The organism is Synechococcus sp. RC10B2 (genome assembly GCF_047502635.1).
Genome location: NZ_JANSHO010000028.1, coordinates 1 through 16132 on the forward strand (window position 1 = coordinate 1; position 16132 = coordinate 16132).

Below are 16132 nucleotides of genomic sequence, written 5' to 3' on the forward strand. Positions count from 1 at the left end.
AGGGGGGATTCGAGTCCTGTGCATCCACGAACTTTGGCAGTGCAGTTGGTATTAGGGTTTCCTTTGCGCAAGCCCCCTCCTGATAGCAGGAGGGGGCTTTTGCATATCGAACCTACAGGCAGTATGCGAGTGCTTGTGATAGCCCTGTGGGTTGGGTTGCTTCTGATGGGGTTGGACGCGCGGGACGCCCCTACCCGTCGGGACAGCGACTATCTGATACGGGTCGGACTGGAGCAGGGGGCGTTCGCGTCTGTGGTGTATGTGGGCGTGAGCGCGGGCAGCCTGCGTTGGGTGGATCCGCGCACGGGACAGACGCTCGGCGTCGGCGCAGCAGGGCAAGTGTGGGAGTTGCGCCGCGCGAACGGGCGCTTCGTTGCCCGCTGCGGGCAGGTGCAGGTGGCTGCCGAACGGCTCGTTGCCGAGCCTGCAGGCACGGGCTTCGTGCAGGTTGGCGCGTCGTCAAATGCGCTGCGCCCCTACCGCGGGCACTTGGAGTGGGTGGAACGCGACGGCAAACTGCTCACGGTCAACTGGGTGCGTCTGGACGACTACCTGAAGGCGACTCTGCCGCGCGAGATGCCGCCGAACTTCCATATCGAAGCGCTCAAGGCGCAGGCGGTCGCCGCCCGCTCGTTCACCATGCGACGGCTGAACCGCTACCGTCAGTGGGGCTACGACCTGTGCGACCACGCGCCGTGCCAAGTGTACGGTGGGGTGGACGCCGAACACCCAAGCACGAACCGTGCGGTGGAGGCGACCGCAGGCGAGGTGCTGATCCACGGCGGGCGCATTCTGGAGGCGGTCTACACGGGCAACTGTGGGGGGCACACTGCACCGATTGAGGTCGCCATGACGGGTACAACGCCCCAACCACCCTTGCGCGGCGTGCCCGACACCGACGCCGACGGCAAGCCATTCTGCAGCCTCGCGCCGAACTTCGCGTGGGAACAGACCCTCACGCGCGAGGAGCTCGAACGACGCTTCCCCCAAGCAGGGCGCATTCGAGAGATAGCGATTGCACAGCGCACAGTAGGCGGGCATGTGCAGCAGGTGCGCCTGCGCGGCGACCGCGCGACGCTGACGCTTACGGGCGCGGAGTTCCGCACGGCAATCGGCGTGGGGCGTGTGCGTAGCCTGATGTTCGAGGTGCAGCCCCAGCGAGGCGGCTGGCGCATCGCAGGGCGTGGGTCAGGACACGGCGCGGGCATGTGTCAGTGGGGCGCGCAGGGACGCGCCCTCGCAGGGCAGACCTATCGGCAGATTCTGGAGGCGTACTACCCCGACGCCACGCTGGTCGGCGCGTTTGGGCAATAACGGCTACTCGGTCGTCTCCCCACGCCGGCTACGCTCCCACTCGTGCAGGCTCTGCAGCAGGTTGCCCGAACGCAGCATACGGCGCATCGCGCGAACCTCCTCGGCGGTGATGGGACCCATCTGCTGCGTAATGAGCCACTCGTCGGCGGTGCGCTCGTCATTCTCCAGATAGCTCAGCATCAGCTCGTCCCACGCCTGCTGGCTCAGCATCCGCTCGCCGCGATGCCCGCAGCGGGGGCACTCGAAATGCACCTCCACGCGATTTGCGCCCATCGTGTGCGCATGGTACGCGATATAGGTCAAATCGTCCAGCCCAATCGTCGCTTGGCAGCGTCGGCAACGCAAGCTCACAAACTGCTCCCTCCCCAAGTGCGCGGCAGAAAGATTTGCTCATACTTATACAGGGCGTAGCGGTCGGTCATTCCTGCTAAGTAGTCGCACACCGCCTGCGCACGCGCTTCGACCGAGTCGTCCGCAGGGCGGAACTTCTCCGACAGCTCCGATGGGTTCTCCATGTAGTAGCTAAACATCTGGTGCAGGATGTGCGTCATCTTCTCACGCTCTTTTTGTACCTTCGCGTGGTGATACATATTTTCGAACATGAACTCTTTCAGTTGGTTCATCGCCTGCAGCATCGGCTCGCTCATCTGCACGACAGGCTTGCCGTCGCTTTGCTCGACGACATCCATCACCATGCGGGCGATGCGCCCGCTGTGGGTGTCGCCGAGGAACTCGATGAGGTCGCGCGGCAGGTCGTTCAGGGTCAGCAGTCCTGCGCGGATGCCGTCATCGAGGTCGTGGTTGAGGTAGGCAATGCGGTCGGCGATGCGCACCACCGCCGCTTCGAGGTGGACGGTCTTCTGGGTTTCGTGGGCGGTGAGGTCAGCGCGCCCTTTGGAGTGCCCGACGATGCCCTCGCGTACCTCGTGCGTCAGGTTCAGCCCGCGCCCGTCTTTCTCGATGCAGTCCACCACGCGCAGGCTCTGCTCGTAGTGGCGGAAGCGCGCGGTGGGGATATACTTGCGCAGGATAGCGTCCAGCGCCTCTTCGCCCGTGTGTCCGAAGGGCGGGTGTCCGAGGTCGTGCGCGAGGGCGACCGCTTCGGTGAGATCTTCGTTGAGGCGCAGGGCGCGGCTGATCGTGCGGGCGATTTGCGCCACCTCCAGCGTGTGGGTCAGGCGCGTGCGGTAGTGGTCTTCGTTGGGGTCTAAAAACACCTGCGTCTTGTGCTTGAGTCGGCGGAACGCCTTGCTGTGGATGATGCGGTCGCGGTCGCGCTGGAACGCGGTGCGCACGGGGTCGGGCGGCTCAGGCGTCGGTCGCCCGCGCGACTCCGCGCTCTTGGTCGCGTAAGGCGCAAGAATCTGATATTCCAGTTGCTCCAGCCGTTCGCGTACCGTCATCGTCGTTCAGTATTCGATCAGCGTGTAGACATCGTAGCCGCGCAGGTGCTTGCGCCCGCCCAGGAAGGTGAGTTCGATTAGGAAAACGAAGCCCGCGACGGTGCCACCCAAGCGTTCAATCAATCGTGCGGCTGCGCTGGCAGTGCCGCCCGTCGCCAGCAGGTCGTCCACCACGACCACGCGCTGTCCAGGCTCGACCGCATCGGTGTGCATTTCGACGGTGTTCGTGCCGTACTCCAGCGCGTACTCCTCGCTGATTTTCTCGCCTGGCAGCTTGCCCAACTTGCGGATGGGCACAAAGCCCAGACCGAGGTTAATCGCAATCGGCAAGCCGAACACGAACCCGCGCGATTCAATGCCCGCAATCACATCGGGCTTCAGTGCGCGCGCATGCTCGGTCATCAGGTCTACGACCTCCTTTAGCGCCTGCGGATGCTTCAGCACGGGGGTGATGTCCTTGAAGATAATCCCCGGCTCTGGGAAGTTCGGTATATCGCGCACCAGTTGTGCCGCCAGTATCTCTGCCATCGGTTGCCTCCGTTGTTGCCTGTGGAGTATACCCAAATTAGGATGAAAGTCCCGAAATGTGTCGGGCGTGTAAACGGTACTCCATAGTGGAGGTAAATCATGGGGCAACTGCCGAATTGGTTGGTGATACTCTTCGCGAGTGTGCTAACGCTCATCACGGGCGCCGAGTGTACCGCGCTGTTGATGCACGGTTGGTTCATGGTGGATGACCCCAATGCACTGCGGGACGGACAGTATATGTTCGTGTTTTTTCTCGGAGGCAGTGCGGGCACAGCAGTGGCAATTCCTACAGCAGTCATGGGCGCCGTAATGGTGGCGCTTCGTCCCGACTTTGTGCGCTACTTGACAGTCACGCTGGCGTTGATTACTGCACTGGGCGTTGGCATGGGCTTACTGCTCAGCGTCCCTGCTGGGATAAACGGGGTCGGCTGGGGCGTGTTCGGGATTGGGCTAACGCTTCTGGGGATCATAACGACGCCTTTAGGACTGTTTTGGTTTGGACACTGCGCACCCGTCGCGGTGCCGATAGGCGTCCTGATGGCTTTAGCGGTTATAGGCGCGTACTGGGTCTATAATCGCAGAGAGGGCGGTACAGCGTCGGTATAATTCGGCTATGGCAATCACTGCGCCGCACGAACAGGGCACGAAACGCCTCGATTGGGAAGCCTACCTCCGCTGGGAGGACGACCTTATGCACTACGAAATCATCGACGGGGAGGTTCATCCGTTGCCGACGCCAATACTGAAGCACCAGTTGGCGCAAGCGAAACTGATGGATCGTATACGCAGCTACCTCAACCTGAATCGGTTAGGTGAGTTGCTCGCCGCGCCGTTTGACTTTGTGGTGCGTCGGGAACCGTTGCGCACGCGCCAGCCCGACCTGTTTTTCCTGTCCAGCGCACGCGAAGCCGAGTGGCGCGACCGCCTGAGCGAGCCGCGTTTGGAGATTGCGCCCGACTTGGTGATCGAACTGCTCTCGCCGTCAGACACCTACCATCGCTGGAAGGAGAAACTGCAGGACTATCATCAGCTCGGCGTGCGCGAGGTATGGGCAGTGGATGTGGAGGCGGGCGAGATTGAGGTGCTGGTGCGCGAGGAGGGCGGCTACCGTTCGCTGGGCTGGTTTTCGGGCGAGCAACCTGTGCCGACTCAGGTGCTGACAGGGCTGACGCTCACGCCTGCGGAGGTGTTCGCTGGCGTGCAGGAATAGGGATGACCCTTGAAATCGCGCTCACTTTAGGCTTGCTTGTGGCGGCGATTGCGCTGTTCATCAGCAACCGCTTTCCCCCCGAAGTGGTCGCGCTGATTCTGCTGGCGACGCTGCTGCTGAGTGGGCTGGTTCCTGTGGAGAAGGGGCTGCGCGGGTTCAGCAACGACGCGGTGATCACGATAGCGGCGATGTTTGTGCTCAGCGAGGGTCTGCAGCGCACGGGGGTGATTGGCTGGCTGGCGCGGGGGTTAGAATGGCTGGCACGGCGGGCAGCGTGGCTTGCAGTGATTGCCCTTCTGCTTGTGACGGCGTTCCTGTCGGCGTTCGTGAACAACACGGCGGTGGTTGCGCTGTTTATCCCGCTCACGCTTGCGCTTTCCGAGACGGCGCGGCAAAGCCCCTCGCGGTTGCTGCTGCCCCTCTCGTATGCCTCCATGCTCGGCGGGGTCTGCACGCTGATTGGCACCTCCACCAACCTGATTGTGAACGGCGTCGCCGTGCAGCGCGGGATTGAGCCACTGGGCATGTTCGAGTTCGCGCCGCTGGGGCTGATTTTCACGGGCGCGGGGCTGGTCTACCTGCTGACGATAGGGATGCGCCTAATCCCTGACCGTCGCCCTGCCGCCGACCCTGCGGACGCTTACCGCCTGAGCGCGTATATCACGGAGGTCAAGCTCACCGAGCGTTCCAAAGCGATCGGCAAGCGGCTGATGGACGCCGACTTCGTGCGCGAGTTGGGGCTGGAGGTGCTGGACATCTGGCGCGACGGGTTGCGCCTGCTGCCGTTGCCCGACCGCATTCTGCAGGCGGGCGACTTGTTGCGCGTGCGGTGCAACCTGGAGCGGCTGCAGCGGCTGGAGGGCGCGTATGGGCTGAAACTGGTCGCCAACGCGCCTGCGCACGCGACGGACGAGCCGCCCCTGCTGGTGGAGTTAGTGCTGACGCCCAGCTCGTCGCTGGTGGGGCAGACGCTGCGCAGCAGCCGCTTTCGCAATCGATTCGGCGCGACGGTGCTTGCGCTGCGCCACCGCCAAGAGATGGCGCTGGAACAGTTCGCCGACATCCCGCTTCAGGCGGGCGACGCGATTGTGGTGCAGATCGAACGCGAGCGGCTGCAGGAGTTACTGCGCCTGCCCGACTTTATCCTCGTATCGCAGGTGGAGGCGGCGCGCCCGCGCCCTGTCAAAGCGCTGCTGGCGGGGCTGATTATGGCGGGCGTGGTGCTGGTCGCTTCGATGGGCTGGTATCCGACGGCGGTCGCCGCGCTGGTGGGCGCGCTGGCGATGGTGCTGACGGGCTGCCTCAAGCCCGACGAGGCGGTGCAAGCCATCGACTGGCGGCTGCTGGTGATGCTCGGCGCGATGCTGGGGCTGGGCACCGCGATGGAGACCACAGGCGCGGCGCGCTGGCTCACGGTCAACTTGCTCAGCGCACTCGGCGGGTTGGGACCCATCGTCGTGCTGGCGGGGTTCTATTTGCTGACCTCGCTGCTGACGGAGGTGATGTCGAACAACGCGACGGCGGTGCTGATGGCGGCGTTGGCGATTGAGGTCGCCGCCGCGCTGGGCGTGGACGCGCGCCCGTTTCTCTTCGCGGTCGCCTACGCCGCCTCCGCCAGCTTCATGACGCCGATTGGCTACCAGACCAACACCATGGTGTTCGGCGTCGGGCAGTACCAGTTCAGCGACTTCGTGCGCGTGGGGCTGCCGCTGAACCTGCTGTTTTGGGTGCTGGCGACGCTGCTCATCCCGCGCTTTTGGGCGTTCTGACGGGTGTAAACGATGTGTTGGCGCATGCGCCCGAACCCCTTGACAACAGGTGGGGAGGTATGGTATAATATGATTTGCCTGAGCAATCGGGCGAATAGCTCAGCTGGGAGAGCGCTTCCCTTACAAGGAAGAGGTCGCAGGTTCGAGCCCTGCTTCGCCCACCAGCGAGCGAGGGGATTTGCGGGGCTGTAGCTCAGCCAGGTCAGAGCGCTAGCCTGTCACGCTAGAGGTCGCGGGTTCAAGTCCCGTCAGCCCCGCCATGCGCCGAGGTAGCTCAGTGGTAGAGCACTGGACTGAAAATCCGGGTGTCGGCGGTTCGAATCCGCCCCTCGGCACCACCACAGGGCGAGTGGTGGAATCGGTAGACACGCCAGACTTAGGATCTGGTGGGCTTTGCCCGTGGGAGTTCGAGTCTCCCCTCGCCCACCAAATCGGGTATAATACAAAGCGTGCGGGAGTAGCTCAGTGGAAGAGCATCTCGTTGCCAACGAGAGGGTCGCGGGTTCGAGTCCCGTCTCCCGCTCCATCTTACATTTAGAGGCGGTGCTATGCAAGCGCAATCCACACAACCGTTTCAAATCCTGAGCCGTGAGGAGCCGTCGCCCGTCACGATTCACCTGACCGTCGAAGTCGATGCGACCACCACACAGCGGATGTTCGAACGCGCGCTTCGGGGAATCGGACGGTACTTGCGCGTGCCGGGCTTTCGCCCCGGTCAAGCGCCGCTGCCGATGTTGCGTCGTATGGTTTCTGAAGAGAACCTGCGCCGCGCAGCAGGCGAGCTGATGATGGACGAATTCATCCCCAAAGTGCTGCAACAGGAGCAGCTCGAACCCTACCGCCCCCCACAGGTCAACATCGAGCGACTTCAGGAAGGCGAGCCGTTTCGGTTCAAGCTCACCGTGCCGCTACGCCCCGTCGTGGAAAAACTCGGCGAGTATCGCGACCTGCGCTTTCCCATCCCGCCGCAAGAGACTAGCGACGACGAGGTGGAGCAAGCGATCGAATCGCTCCGCAAGCAGCAGATGAAGCTTGAAGCCGCGCCCGACCGACCCGCGCAAACCGACGATCGCCTCGTCGTCGGCATCCAATCGCTGGAGGAGGCGAACGCACGGCGCAACCGCTATATGATCACGCTTGGGCAAACCTTCGGCGCGCTGGACAACCTACTCGCGGGCATGCGCGAGGGCGAGACCAAAGAGGCGACGCTCACCTTCCCCGAAAGCTTCAACGACCCCGAACTGGCAGGCAAAACGCTCACCGTCGCCGTCTCCGTCGAGCGAATCCTCGCGCCTGTCTACCCCGAACTCAACGACGAATTCGCGAAGCAGTTCGGCTTCGAGACCCTCGATGCCCTGCGTGAGGATGTGCGTCAACGCATCACGCGCCAGAAGCTGGAGTACCTTCAGGATCAGGCGCGCAGTCAGGCGTTGGCGGCGTTGCGCGAGCGCAGCATCGTCCACCTGCCCGACGCGCTCATCGACGAGCAGCTGCGCGAGGAAATCGCGGAGTTCAGCAAGGAACTGGTCGAGAGCGGAACGACTCTTGAGCAATTCATACAACAGACAGGCTTGACAGGCGAAGAGGTGCGCGAGCAGTTGCGCCAGCGCGGCATCGCCCGCCTGCAGAATACCTTCCTGCTGTTGGCAATCGCCGACCAAGAGGGGATTGAGGTCACCGACGCTGAACTCGACTCGATCACCGAAATCGCCCTGACCGACGCGGGTCCCCAGACGCGCTCGCGCCTCAAGGAAGACCCCGAACTGCGCCAGCGCGTCGCCCAGGAGATTCGCCTCGATCGCGCCATGAAAAAACTGCTCGATATCGTCCAAAATACAGAGCAAGGAGATTGAGACGATGATTTACCCGAAAAACCAACTGATACCGATGGTGGTGGAGCAGACGGCGCGTGGCGAGCGCGCCTACGACATCTACTCGCGCCTGCTCAAAGACCGTATCGTCTTCGTCGGCACGCCCATCAACGACGACATCGCGAACCTCGTCGTGGCGTCGCTGCTGTTTTTGGAGAAGGAAGACCCCGACAAGGACATCGATATGTATATCAACTCGCCCGGCGGCGTCGTGAGCGCGGGGCTGGCAATCTACGACACGATGCAGATGATTCGCCCCGATGTCGCCACAATCTGTATTGGGCAAGCCGCCAGCATGGGCGCGGTGCTGCTGGCAGGCGGCGCGCCTGGCAAACGCTACGCCCTGCCCCACGCACGCATCATGATCCACCAAGTGCACGCAGGCTTTCAGGGAACCGCGCTCGACATCGAAATCCAAGCGCGCGAGGTGCTGCGCTACAAAGACATCCTGAACAACATCCTGCACAAGCACACGGGTCAGCCCATCGAGCGCGTGGAACAAGACACCGCACGCGACTACTTCATGTCCGCGCAGGAAGCCAAAGAGTATGGAATAATCGATCATGTGTTAGACCGCAGCGGTCGCTAACAGGAGGCACTCGTGGCACGAACGAATGAGACACGCATGACCGATCGGTGTGTGCTGTGCGGCAAGTCGCGCGAGCAGGTGCGCAAGCTGATTCTGGGCATGTACGGGGGCGTATGCGCCGACTGCGTCAAGCTGGCGAGCGACATCCTGCGCAGCGAATCGAGCGCGACGCCCACCCCACAGCCCATCGGCTCGGTGGACACCATCCCGAAGCCGAAAGATATCTACCGCGTGTTGAACCAATATGTGGTGGGGCAAGACCGCGCCAAGCGCGTGCTATCCGTCGCCGTCTACAACCACTATAAGCGCATCAAGGCGGGCGTCGGCAGCGAGGTGGAACTGCAAAAAAGCAACATCCTGCTGATTGGTCCCACAGGCAGCGGCAAAACGCTGCTGGCGCAGACGCTGGCGCGAATCCTGAATGTGCCATTCGCCATCGCCGACGCGACCGCGCTCACCGAAGCGGGCTATGTCGGCGAGGATGTGGAGAACATCCTGCTGCGCATCATCCAAGCCGCCGACATGGACATCAAAGCCGCCGAGCGCGGCATCATCTACATCGACGAAATCGATAAAATCGCCCGTAAAGCCGATAACCCCTCCATCACGCGCGATGTGTCGGGCGAAGGCGTGCAACAGGCGCTGCTCAAAATCTTGGAAGGCACGGTCGCGAATGTGCCCCCGCAAGGCGGACGCAAGCACCCGCACCAAGAGTTCATCCAGATCGACACCTCCAACATCTTGTTCATCTGCGGCGGGGCGTTCGACGGGCTGGAGAAAATCATCGAGCGACGGCTCACCGACCAGTCGATGGGCTTCCGCTCCAGTCCCGAAACGCGCAAAAAGCGCAATGTGGGCGAACTGCTCCAGCATGTGATGCCCGAAGACCTGCTCAAGTTCGGGCTGATTCCCGAGTTCATCGGGCGGCTGCCCATCGTGGCGACACTGGACGCGCTGGACGAGGCGACGCTGGCGCGAATCTTGGTCGAACCCAAGAACGCGCTCGTGCGCCAGTACCAGAAGTTTTTCGAGCTGGACGGCGTCGAGCTGGTCGTTCAGGAGGGCGCGCTGCGCGCGATTGCCCAAGAGGCGATTCGGCGCGGCACAGGCGCACGCGCCCTGCGCGCCATCCTCGAAGAGGTCATGCTGAATGTGATGTACGAAGCGCCGTCTAACCCGAACATCAAGCGCGTGATCATCACTGAAGAGACCGTCACGCAGCGCAAAGACCCCGAAATCCTCACCGCCGACGACATCCAGCAGGCGTCGTGAGGAAGGCAGCCGATGGACGCGAATCGCCCGCCAACGCTACCCGCCGAAGCGATTCGGCGCTGGCGCGACGGACTGCGCGAACTGGAGACACTCACCCACACTGAGCGTCTCCAAAGCACTTACGCCGAGCGGTTCCGCGCTATCCAGCAGCTCTACGCCTTCTGGAAACTGCTGGGCAAGTTCCCCGACCCCGACACGCGCCCACTGTGCGACCGCTGGATTGAAGCCAAACGCCGATGGATCGAGAAGCACATGCCCTCGAAAGTGAATTTTTAGCTGCGTGCGCTACTGGGTGGAACAGTTTGGCGAGGCGGTCGGCGACCCTGAGCTATGGACGCGCGTCGCTCCGTTATTCAACGCCGATGCGCCGTAGCAGGAACTTACCGACTCGCCTCGAAACAAGCGCGGGGCGCAACGCCCCCTCACTCTGAACCGAACATGGAGGCACCGAATGAACAAACTACGCTTAGGACTGATTGGCAGCGGCGGCATGGCACGCCACCATATCAACATCCTGCAAGGGATTAGCGACGCGGAACTGGTCGCGATTACCGAACCCAATCCCGACCAGCGCAAGGCAACCACCGAGCGCTTCCCGAACCTGCAAGGCGTGCCCTTCTTCGACGACTACCGCGAGATGCTCGACAAAGTGGAGATGGACGGCGTGATTATCGTCTCGCCACACACCCTGCACTACCAGCAGGCGATGGACTCGCTGGATAAAGGGCTGCATGTGATGATCGAGAAGCCGATGGTCTGCACCGTGGCGCATGCGCGCGCGCTCGTGCGCAAAATCCGCGAGACGGGCAAGGTCGGGCTGATCGCCTACCAGCGCCACTACATCCCCGTGTACCGCTATGTGTACGAGGGCATCCGACGCGGCGAAATCGGCGAGGTACACTTCGTGCAAGCCCTCAACCTGCAGAACTGGATGCACGCCACCGCCAACACTTGGCGTCAAGACCCCGAGCTGTCGGGCGGCGGGCAAATCAACGACACCGGCTCGCACCTGGTGGACTTCCTGATGTGGATCATCGACGCGCCCGCGACCAAAGTCAGCGCGTACATGCAATACTTCGACCGCAAGGTAGACATCAACTCCGCGCTGGCGTTCGAGTACGCGAACGGAACCATCGGCAACCTGTCAATTATCGGCAGCACGACGGTCGGCTGGCACGAGGAGATTACCGTCGTCGGCAGCGAGGGCACTTATCTCATTCGCCATGACCAGCTGGAGATTTGCGATGCGCACGGCAACCGCTACAAGCAGGAGAACCTGCCGCCTGGGTCGCAGCCGATTATCAACTTTGTGAACGCGATTTTGGGGCGCGAAGAGGTGCAATCCAAGCCCGAAAACGCGCTGCGCATCACGGCGTTCACGGAGGCGGCGTGGCAGTCGGCGGCGCAGGGCGGCGTGCCCGTGCCCATCGCGCAGCTGGAGGAGTAAGCCGTCGGGTATACTTTGGGGCACGGTCGCGCTAAGCGGGGAGCTGGCGGTTCCCTGTACCTGCAATCCGCCATAGCAGGGCTGAACTCTGGCTCGAGGCGGGACAGCCGCAAGACCCGCCGCGCACGCGCCCGTGAGGATCATCGGGACTTACGCAACGGAGGGACGGTGAACCCCGCCAGGTCCGGAAGGAAGCAACGGTAAGTCGTTTCCCCGTGTGCCGTAAGCCCCCCGGTGGGAGCGGGCAGCGACGCGACGCCTTGTCAAGCGCCGTCGACAGCCAGTGCGCGACCGCTACTTGCCCAATAAATCGCGCAACGCCGCCTCCAGCGTCGGGAAGCGGAACTCGTAGCCCGCTTCCAGCAACCGCTTGGGCAGCACGCGCGAGCCTTGCAGCACAAACTCCGCCATCTCGCCCAGCATCAGGCGCACGGCGAACGCGGGCGCGCGGATAATCGCGGGACGCAGCAGCACGCGTCCCAGCGTCTTAGCGAACTCGTCCATCGTAGCAGGCTGCGGCGCGGTAAAGTTGAACGCGCCTGATAGGTCGTCCCGCGCCAGCAAAAACGCCGCCGCGCCGACCACATCGCTGAGGTGGATCCACGAGAGCCACTGCTTGCCCGACCCGATGGGTCCGCCGACGCCGAGCTTGAACGGGGTGAGCATCTGGGGCAGCGCGCCGCTCTCCAGCCCCAGCACGACGCCGATGCGCATGTAGCACAGGCGCGTGCCCAGCGACGCTACAGGCTGCGCCGCTGCCTCCCACGCCTTGCCCAAATCCGCCAGAAAGCCACTGGCAGGCGGGCTGGACTCGTCGGCGGTCGTGTCGGGGCTTTGATCGTAGATGCCAATCGCCGACGCCTGCAGCCAAATGCGCGGGGGCGTACTCGCGCGCTGCGCCGCCTGCACAAGTAGCTCGGTCGTCTTCACGCGGCTGTCCCACAGGCGCTGCTTGACGGCGGGCGTCCACCGCTGCGCGATGCTCTCGCCCACAAGGTTAATCACCGCGTCCGCGCCGTCGAGCCGATTGACCCACTCGCCGAGCGTTGCGCCGTCCCAGCCGATGGCTCGAACGCCTTCGGGCAGGCGCGCCTGTGCCGCGCTGGGGTCGCGCGTTAGCACCTCCAGCGTGTGCTCCGCCCGATACGCCGCGAGCATCGCTTTGCCGATGAACCCTGTCCCGCCTGCAATCACGATTCTCATACGAACTCCCCCAACACGATATTCAGCGACCCGAACGCGACCGTTGCGTCACGAAAACTGCGGAAGTTGCGCAGGCGTAGGCGTTGCAGCATGCCCGTAGTATACCTCGCGCCTATCGGGTATCCTACAGGCATCACTGCTACTCAAGGAGGAGACGATGCGATTAGGAGTATGGCTACTGGTATCAGGTCTTCTGACGCTGAGCGCATATGCGCAGCTGAACGATGTGCCCCAGAACCACTGGGCGTATCAGGCAATTCGCGAGCTGGTGCGCCTGCGCATTCTGGAGGGCTTCCCCGACCGCACCTTCCAGCCGAACCGACAGGTCACCCGCGCCGAGTTCGCGCAGGCGATTGCCCGCGCCTACCGCGTCATCGACGAGCGCATCCGCCAACTGGAGCAACGGATTGACCGAATCGCGCCCGATACGCCCCCTGCGCCGCAGCCCACAGCCCCCGAAGCGCGCCTGCGCGAGCTGCAGCAAGCCGTCCAAGAGCTGCAACAGCTGCGCAGCGCGGTTGAGACCCTCCAGCGACTGGCGCAAGAGTTCCAGACCGAGCTGAACGAGTTGAATGCGGGCGTGCGCGACCTGCGGCGCGACCTCGACGCGCTGAGCGAACGCCTAAAGTCCGAAGAGCGACGGCGCAACCGCCTCACAGGCGATGTGCTGCTTGCCGTATTCGGCACGCACAGCTACGATAAGCGCAGCGCGTTCACCTACAACGGCAACGCGATTAACCCGTCGGGCAAGTTCCTGCAGAGCGTAGGCGTGCTGCACGAGCTGGGGCTGCAGGTCGATGTGCCCATCAACGAGCGCATCGATGCGCAGGCAACCCTGATTGTTGGCAACTATCTGCCTTACACGCGCGAGGCGACCCGCACGGCGGATAGCCAGCGCCTCAACACCGCCGCGTACACCGTCGGTGCGACCGATGTCACCATCTGGGAAGCCTACATCACACTGCCGCTGGAGCTGTTCGGCAGGGAGTTCCAGGCGCAAATCGGGCGCATCCCACTGAAACTCACCCCGTACACCCTGCAGCGGATTGACCCCGACTACTACCTCGACGCCGCACGCTACGACGACGGCGCGTTCCGCGCGGACGGCGCACGGCTGAGCACGACCTTCGGCGGGGTGAACGCGCAGCTGTTTCTGGTGAGTAGCTACGGCATTCGGTCCAACACCACACGCTTTTTCCCCATCCGATTCGCCAACCACAACGCTTCCGTCAGCGCACCCGTCGACCAGATGGCAGTGCTGCGCCTGCAGTACCAGTTCCAAGTCGCCGAGACTCCTGTCAGTCTGGGCGCGACCTACATGGCGGCGGGCGTCGGGCGCAATCGCACTTTTAACCACATCACCAACACAGTGCGCACAGATGTAAACCGCGCCGATGTATTTGCGCTCGACCTTTCGGCGGAGTTCAGCGGGGTGAGCGTCGCGTTCGACTACGCGCAGAGCATCCTGTTGCGCGGCGACAATCGCGTGGTCGGCAGCAAAAACACGGCGTTCGACATTCGCGCCAGCTACCCCTTCAATGACCGCTGGCGCGGCACGCTGGGCTATCGTGAAATCGGACCCTACTTCGTCGCGCCAGGCAACTGGGGGCGCATCGGCTACCTGTATAACCCGTCCGACCTGAAGGGCGCTTACTTCCGCACCGACTACCAAGTCGCCGAGAACTTGAGCGTCGCGTTGGCGGTGGACGCCTACACAGGCACGGCGAAACTCCCGTTCAACCGAGGCTATCAGGGGCGCGACCGCATGCGGCGTGTCCAGCTGGACGCCCACTACCGCTATGCCCCGCGCCTGCGGTTCCACCTCACCTACGAAAATGTCGGCTGGGAAATCAATAGCCTCGCGCTCAACAACCAGCGCGGCAGACCCGAATGGAACTACCTCACCCTGCGCGCAGTGTACCAACTTGCCGACGACATCGAGCTGAGCGTGCTGTATCAGTATATCAGCACGGATGGCAAGGGCGTCGCGCTGCTGAGCGGCGGTTCCAGCCCCACAGGCAACCGCGCGGGCGTGTTCGCCACGCAGGTCGGCTATCGGTTCTGACGAAAAGCCCTCACCCCCAGCCCCTCTCCCACTGCGTGGGAGAGGGGAGGACTCTTTGGAGTGCTGAAGCGTCAGCTTCAGCATGGGCGGAAGCTTCGCTTCCGCGCGCCACACCCTTGCGTCTGCGTGCGGAAGCGGGGTAGAGGCGCAGGCGCAAAAGGCGGGTTCATCAACTACTGTTTTTTTTGTGAACTTTGGCTCGGTGATTGGTATAGAACATCGGGTCTTGAAGGCGCAATTAGGTACACTTTAGAGTTGCGCCCCCCCTGTGCATCACACGCGGGGGCAGCGGAAGAGGGGAACAACCATGCGAGGCTTGTGGGGACGCGGGGCGTTGTGCCTGCTTCTTGGGATACACGCCCTGCTGGGCTGGAGTCAGCCGATCGAGCGCGTGCCGAACCCGCGCGCGACCGACGGGGGCTGGGTGACCGATATGGCGGGCGTGCTGTCGCCTGAACACAAAGCGCGGCTGAACCGCCTCATCAGCGACTTGGAGCGCGACACGGGTGCGGAAATCGCCGTCGTCATCCTGCGGCGCACGCAGGGCGCAACTCCCAAAGAGTACGCCACCGAGCTGTTCAACCGCTGGGGCGTCGGCAAGCGCGAGGCGGACAACGGCGTGCTGATGCTGGTCGCGCTGGGCGACAGGCGCGTGGAAATCGAAACGGGCTACGGTATGGAGGCGATTCTGCCCGACGCGGTCGCAGGCGAGATTCTGGACACGGCGGTCGTGCTGCGATTCCGCGCGGGCGACATCGCAGGCGGGGTGATTGCGGGCGTGGAGGCGATTGCCGAACGGATTCGCAACGCGCAGGCGTCAGGCGCGTATGAGCCGACCGCGCCCCGCGCGCCGTACAGCCCCCGCTACGACGACGCGCCCTTCGAGCCACTCCCGACGCCCAACCCGCTGCCGATTGGGGGACTGATGCTGCTGGGCGGCGGGGCAATCGGGCTGCTGGCATACGCCCTGCGCGAGCGACCCCCCAAGTGCCCCACCTGCCAACAGCCCATGCGCCTGCTGGACGAACAGGCGGACGACGCCTACCTGGACGAACTCCAACGCACTGAAGAGCAACTCGGCAGCGTGAACTACCTCGTGTGGCGGTGCGACGCCTGCGAGACGCTCGAAATCTTCCACAAAGTCGCCCTGCTGAACGGCTACAGTCGCTGCCCTTGGTGCGACGGGCTGACCGTGCGCGAAACAGCGCGCCTTGTGCGCACGCCGACCTACACGCGCACAGGGCTGGAGTTAATCCTGCGCCAGTGCCAAAACCCGCACTGCGACTTCTCGGAAGAGCGCGAGCGCATCTTGCCTAAGCGCGAGCGGTTCGACGACGAGTGGTGGGGACGCACGGGCGGCGGGTGGTCATCTGGAGGCGGCTGGTCGTCAGGCGGCGGGTCGTCATCAGGAGGCGGCACCGGAGCAGGAGACGAGGGGGGATCGGGGTGTTGGGGAGGCGG

Annotated in this window: 15 protein-coding genes, 5 tRNA genes and 1 other RNA gene; 17 read left to right on the forward strand and 4 right to left on the reverse strand. The window is 63.4% G+C overall.

Annotation, left to right across the window (positions count from 1 at the left end; genetic code table 11):
• Positions 1-123 precede the first annotated feature (123 nt).
• Positions 124-1314 carry a SpoIID/LytB domain-containing protein gene (locus NW855_RS04080; RefSeq protein WP_414508376.1) on the forward strand — a complete coding sequence of 397 codons (1191 nt, stop codon included), beginning with the start codon at positions 124-126 and terminating at the stop codon, positions 1312-1314.
• 3 nt (positions 1315-1317) lie between these two features.
• On the opposite strand, the gene NW855_RS04085 is transcribed toward NW855_RS04080, so the two are convergent.
• From NW855_RS04085 to NW855_RS04095, 3 genes are read right to left on the reverse strand one after another with little or no spacing between them, the layout of a single operon-like run.
• On the reverse strand, positions 1318-1665 hold the full coding sequence (locus NW855_RS04085; RefSeq protein WP_414508377.1) for a hypothetical protein: 348 nt from the start codon (positions 1663-1665) through the stop codon (positions 1318-1320).
• Entirely contained in the window at positions 1662-2717 is a 1056-nt protein-coding gene (locus NW855_RS04090; RefSeq protein ID WP_414508378.1) for a deoxyguanosinetriphosphate triphosphohydrolase, read from the reverse strand. Before NW855_RS04090 ends, NW855_RS04085 begins: the two co-directional genes overlap by 4 nt.
• A 6-nt stretch (positions 2718-2723) precedes the next feature.
• Positions 2724-3245 carry an adenine phosphoribosyltransferase gene (locus NW855_RS04095; protein ID WP_414508379.1) on the reverse strand — a complete coding sequence of 174 codons (522 nt, stop codon included), beginning with the start codon at positions 3243-3245 and terminating at the stop codon, positions 2724-2726.
• Positions 3246-3344: 99 nt separating this feature from the next.
• On the opposite strand from NW855_RS04095, the gene NW855_RS04100 reads away from it, so the two are divergent.
• The 14 genes from NW855_RS04100 to ffs all read left to right on the forward strand — a co-directional run bounded on the left by NW855_RS04100 (position 3345) and on the right by ffs (position 11694).
• Entirely contained in the window at positions 3345-3851 is a 507-nt protein-coding gene (locus NW855_RS04100) for a hypothetical protein (protein WP_414508380.1), read from the forward strand.
• Between the two features lie 7 nt (positions 3852-3858).
• Positions 3859-4455, forward strand: coding sequence for a Uma2 family endonuclease (locus NW855_RS04105; RefSeq protein WP_414508381.1), 597 nt, complete (start codon positions 3859-3861; stop codon positions 4453-4455).
• Between the two features lie 2 nt (positions 4456-4457).
• Positions 4458-6224, forward strand: a complete 1767-nt coding sequence (locus tag NW855_RS04110) for an SLC13 family permease (protein WP_414508382.1) — start codon at positions 4458-4460, stop codon at positions 6222-6224.
• 88 nt (positions 6225-6312) lie between these two features.
• A tRNA-Val gene (locus NW855_RS04115) sits at positions 6313-6388 on the forward strand.
• A gap of 18 nt (positions 6389-6406) precedes the next feature.
• Positions 6407-6484: transfer RNA gene (locus tag NW855_RS04120), tRNA-Asp, on the forward strand.
• A gap of 3 nt (positions 6485-6487) precedes the next feature.
• Positions 6488-6562: transfer RNA gene (locus tag NW855_RS04125), tRNA-Phe, on the forward strand.
• 5 nt (positions 6563-6567) lie between these two features.
• Positions 6568-6653 (forward strand) — tRNA-Leu (locus NW855_RS04130).
• A 22-nt stretch (positions 6654-6675) separates the two neighbouring features.
• Positions 6676-6750, forward strand: a tRNA-Gly gene (locus NW855_RS04135).
• Between the two features lie 22 nt (positions 6751-6772).
• A complete protein-coding gene (gene tig, locus NW855_RS04140) occupies positions 6773-8077 on the forward strand; it encodes a trigger factor (RefSeq protein WP_414508383.1) in 1305 nt (434 codons plus the stop codon).
• Between the two features lie 4 nt (positions 8078-8081).
• Positions 8082-8684, forward strand: coding sequence for an ATP-dependent Clp endopeptidase proteolytic subunit ClpP (gene clpP / locus NW855_RS04145; protein ID WP_414508384.1), 603 nt, complete (start codon positions 8082-8084; stop codon positions 8682-8684).
• 36 nt (positions 8685-8720) lie between these two features.
• On the forward strand, positions 8721-9956 hold the full coding sequence (gene clpX / locus NW855_RS04150) for an ATP-dependent Clp protease ATP-binding subunit ClpX (RefSeq protein WP_414508389.1): 1236 nt from the start codon (positions 8721-8723) through the stop codon (positions 9954-9956).
• Between the two features lie 12 nt (positions 9957-9968).
• Complete coding sequence (locus NW855_RS04155) at positions 9969-10232, forward strand: hypothetical protein (protein ID WP_414427403.1); 264 nt, start codon at positions 9969-9971, stop codon at positions 10230-10232.
• Between the two features lie 175 nt (positions 10233-10407).
• Positions 10408-11403, forward strand: coding sequence for a Gfo/Idh/MocA family protein (locus NW855_RS04160; protein WP_414508385.1), 996 nt, complete (start codon positions 10408-10410; stop codon positions 11401-11403).
• A 26-nt stretch (positions 11404-11429) separates the two neighbouring features.
• Positions 11430-11694, forward strand: an RNA gene (gene ffs, locus NW855_RS04165) — signal recognition particle sRNA large type.
• A gap of 3 nt (positions 11695-11697) precedes the next feature.
• On the opposite strand, the gene NW855_RS04170 is transcribed toward ffs, so the two are convergent.
• Positions 11698-12606, reverse strand: a complete 909-nt coding sequence (locus tag NW855_RS04170; protein WP_414508386.1) for a TIGR01777 family oxidoreductase — start codon at positions 12604-12606, stop codon at positions 11698-11700.
• A gap of 157 nt (positions 12607-12763) precedes the next feature.
• Between NW855_RS04170 and NW855_RS04175 the strand changes: the two genes are divergently transcribed.
• Both NW855_RS04175 and NW855_RS04180 read left to right on the forward strand, forming a co-directional pair.
• Entirely contained in the window at positions 12764-14671 is a 1908-nt protein-coding gene (locus NW855_RS04175) for an S-layer homology domain-containing protein (protein ID WP_414508387.1), read from the forward strand.
• Positions 14672-14978: 307 nt separating this feature from the next.
• A partial coding sequence (locus tag NW855_RS04180; protein WP_414508388.1) for a TPM domain-containing protein occupies positions 14979-16132 on the forward strand: 1154 nt, incomplete at its 3' end.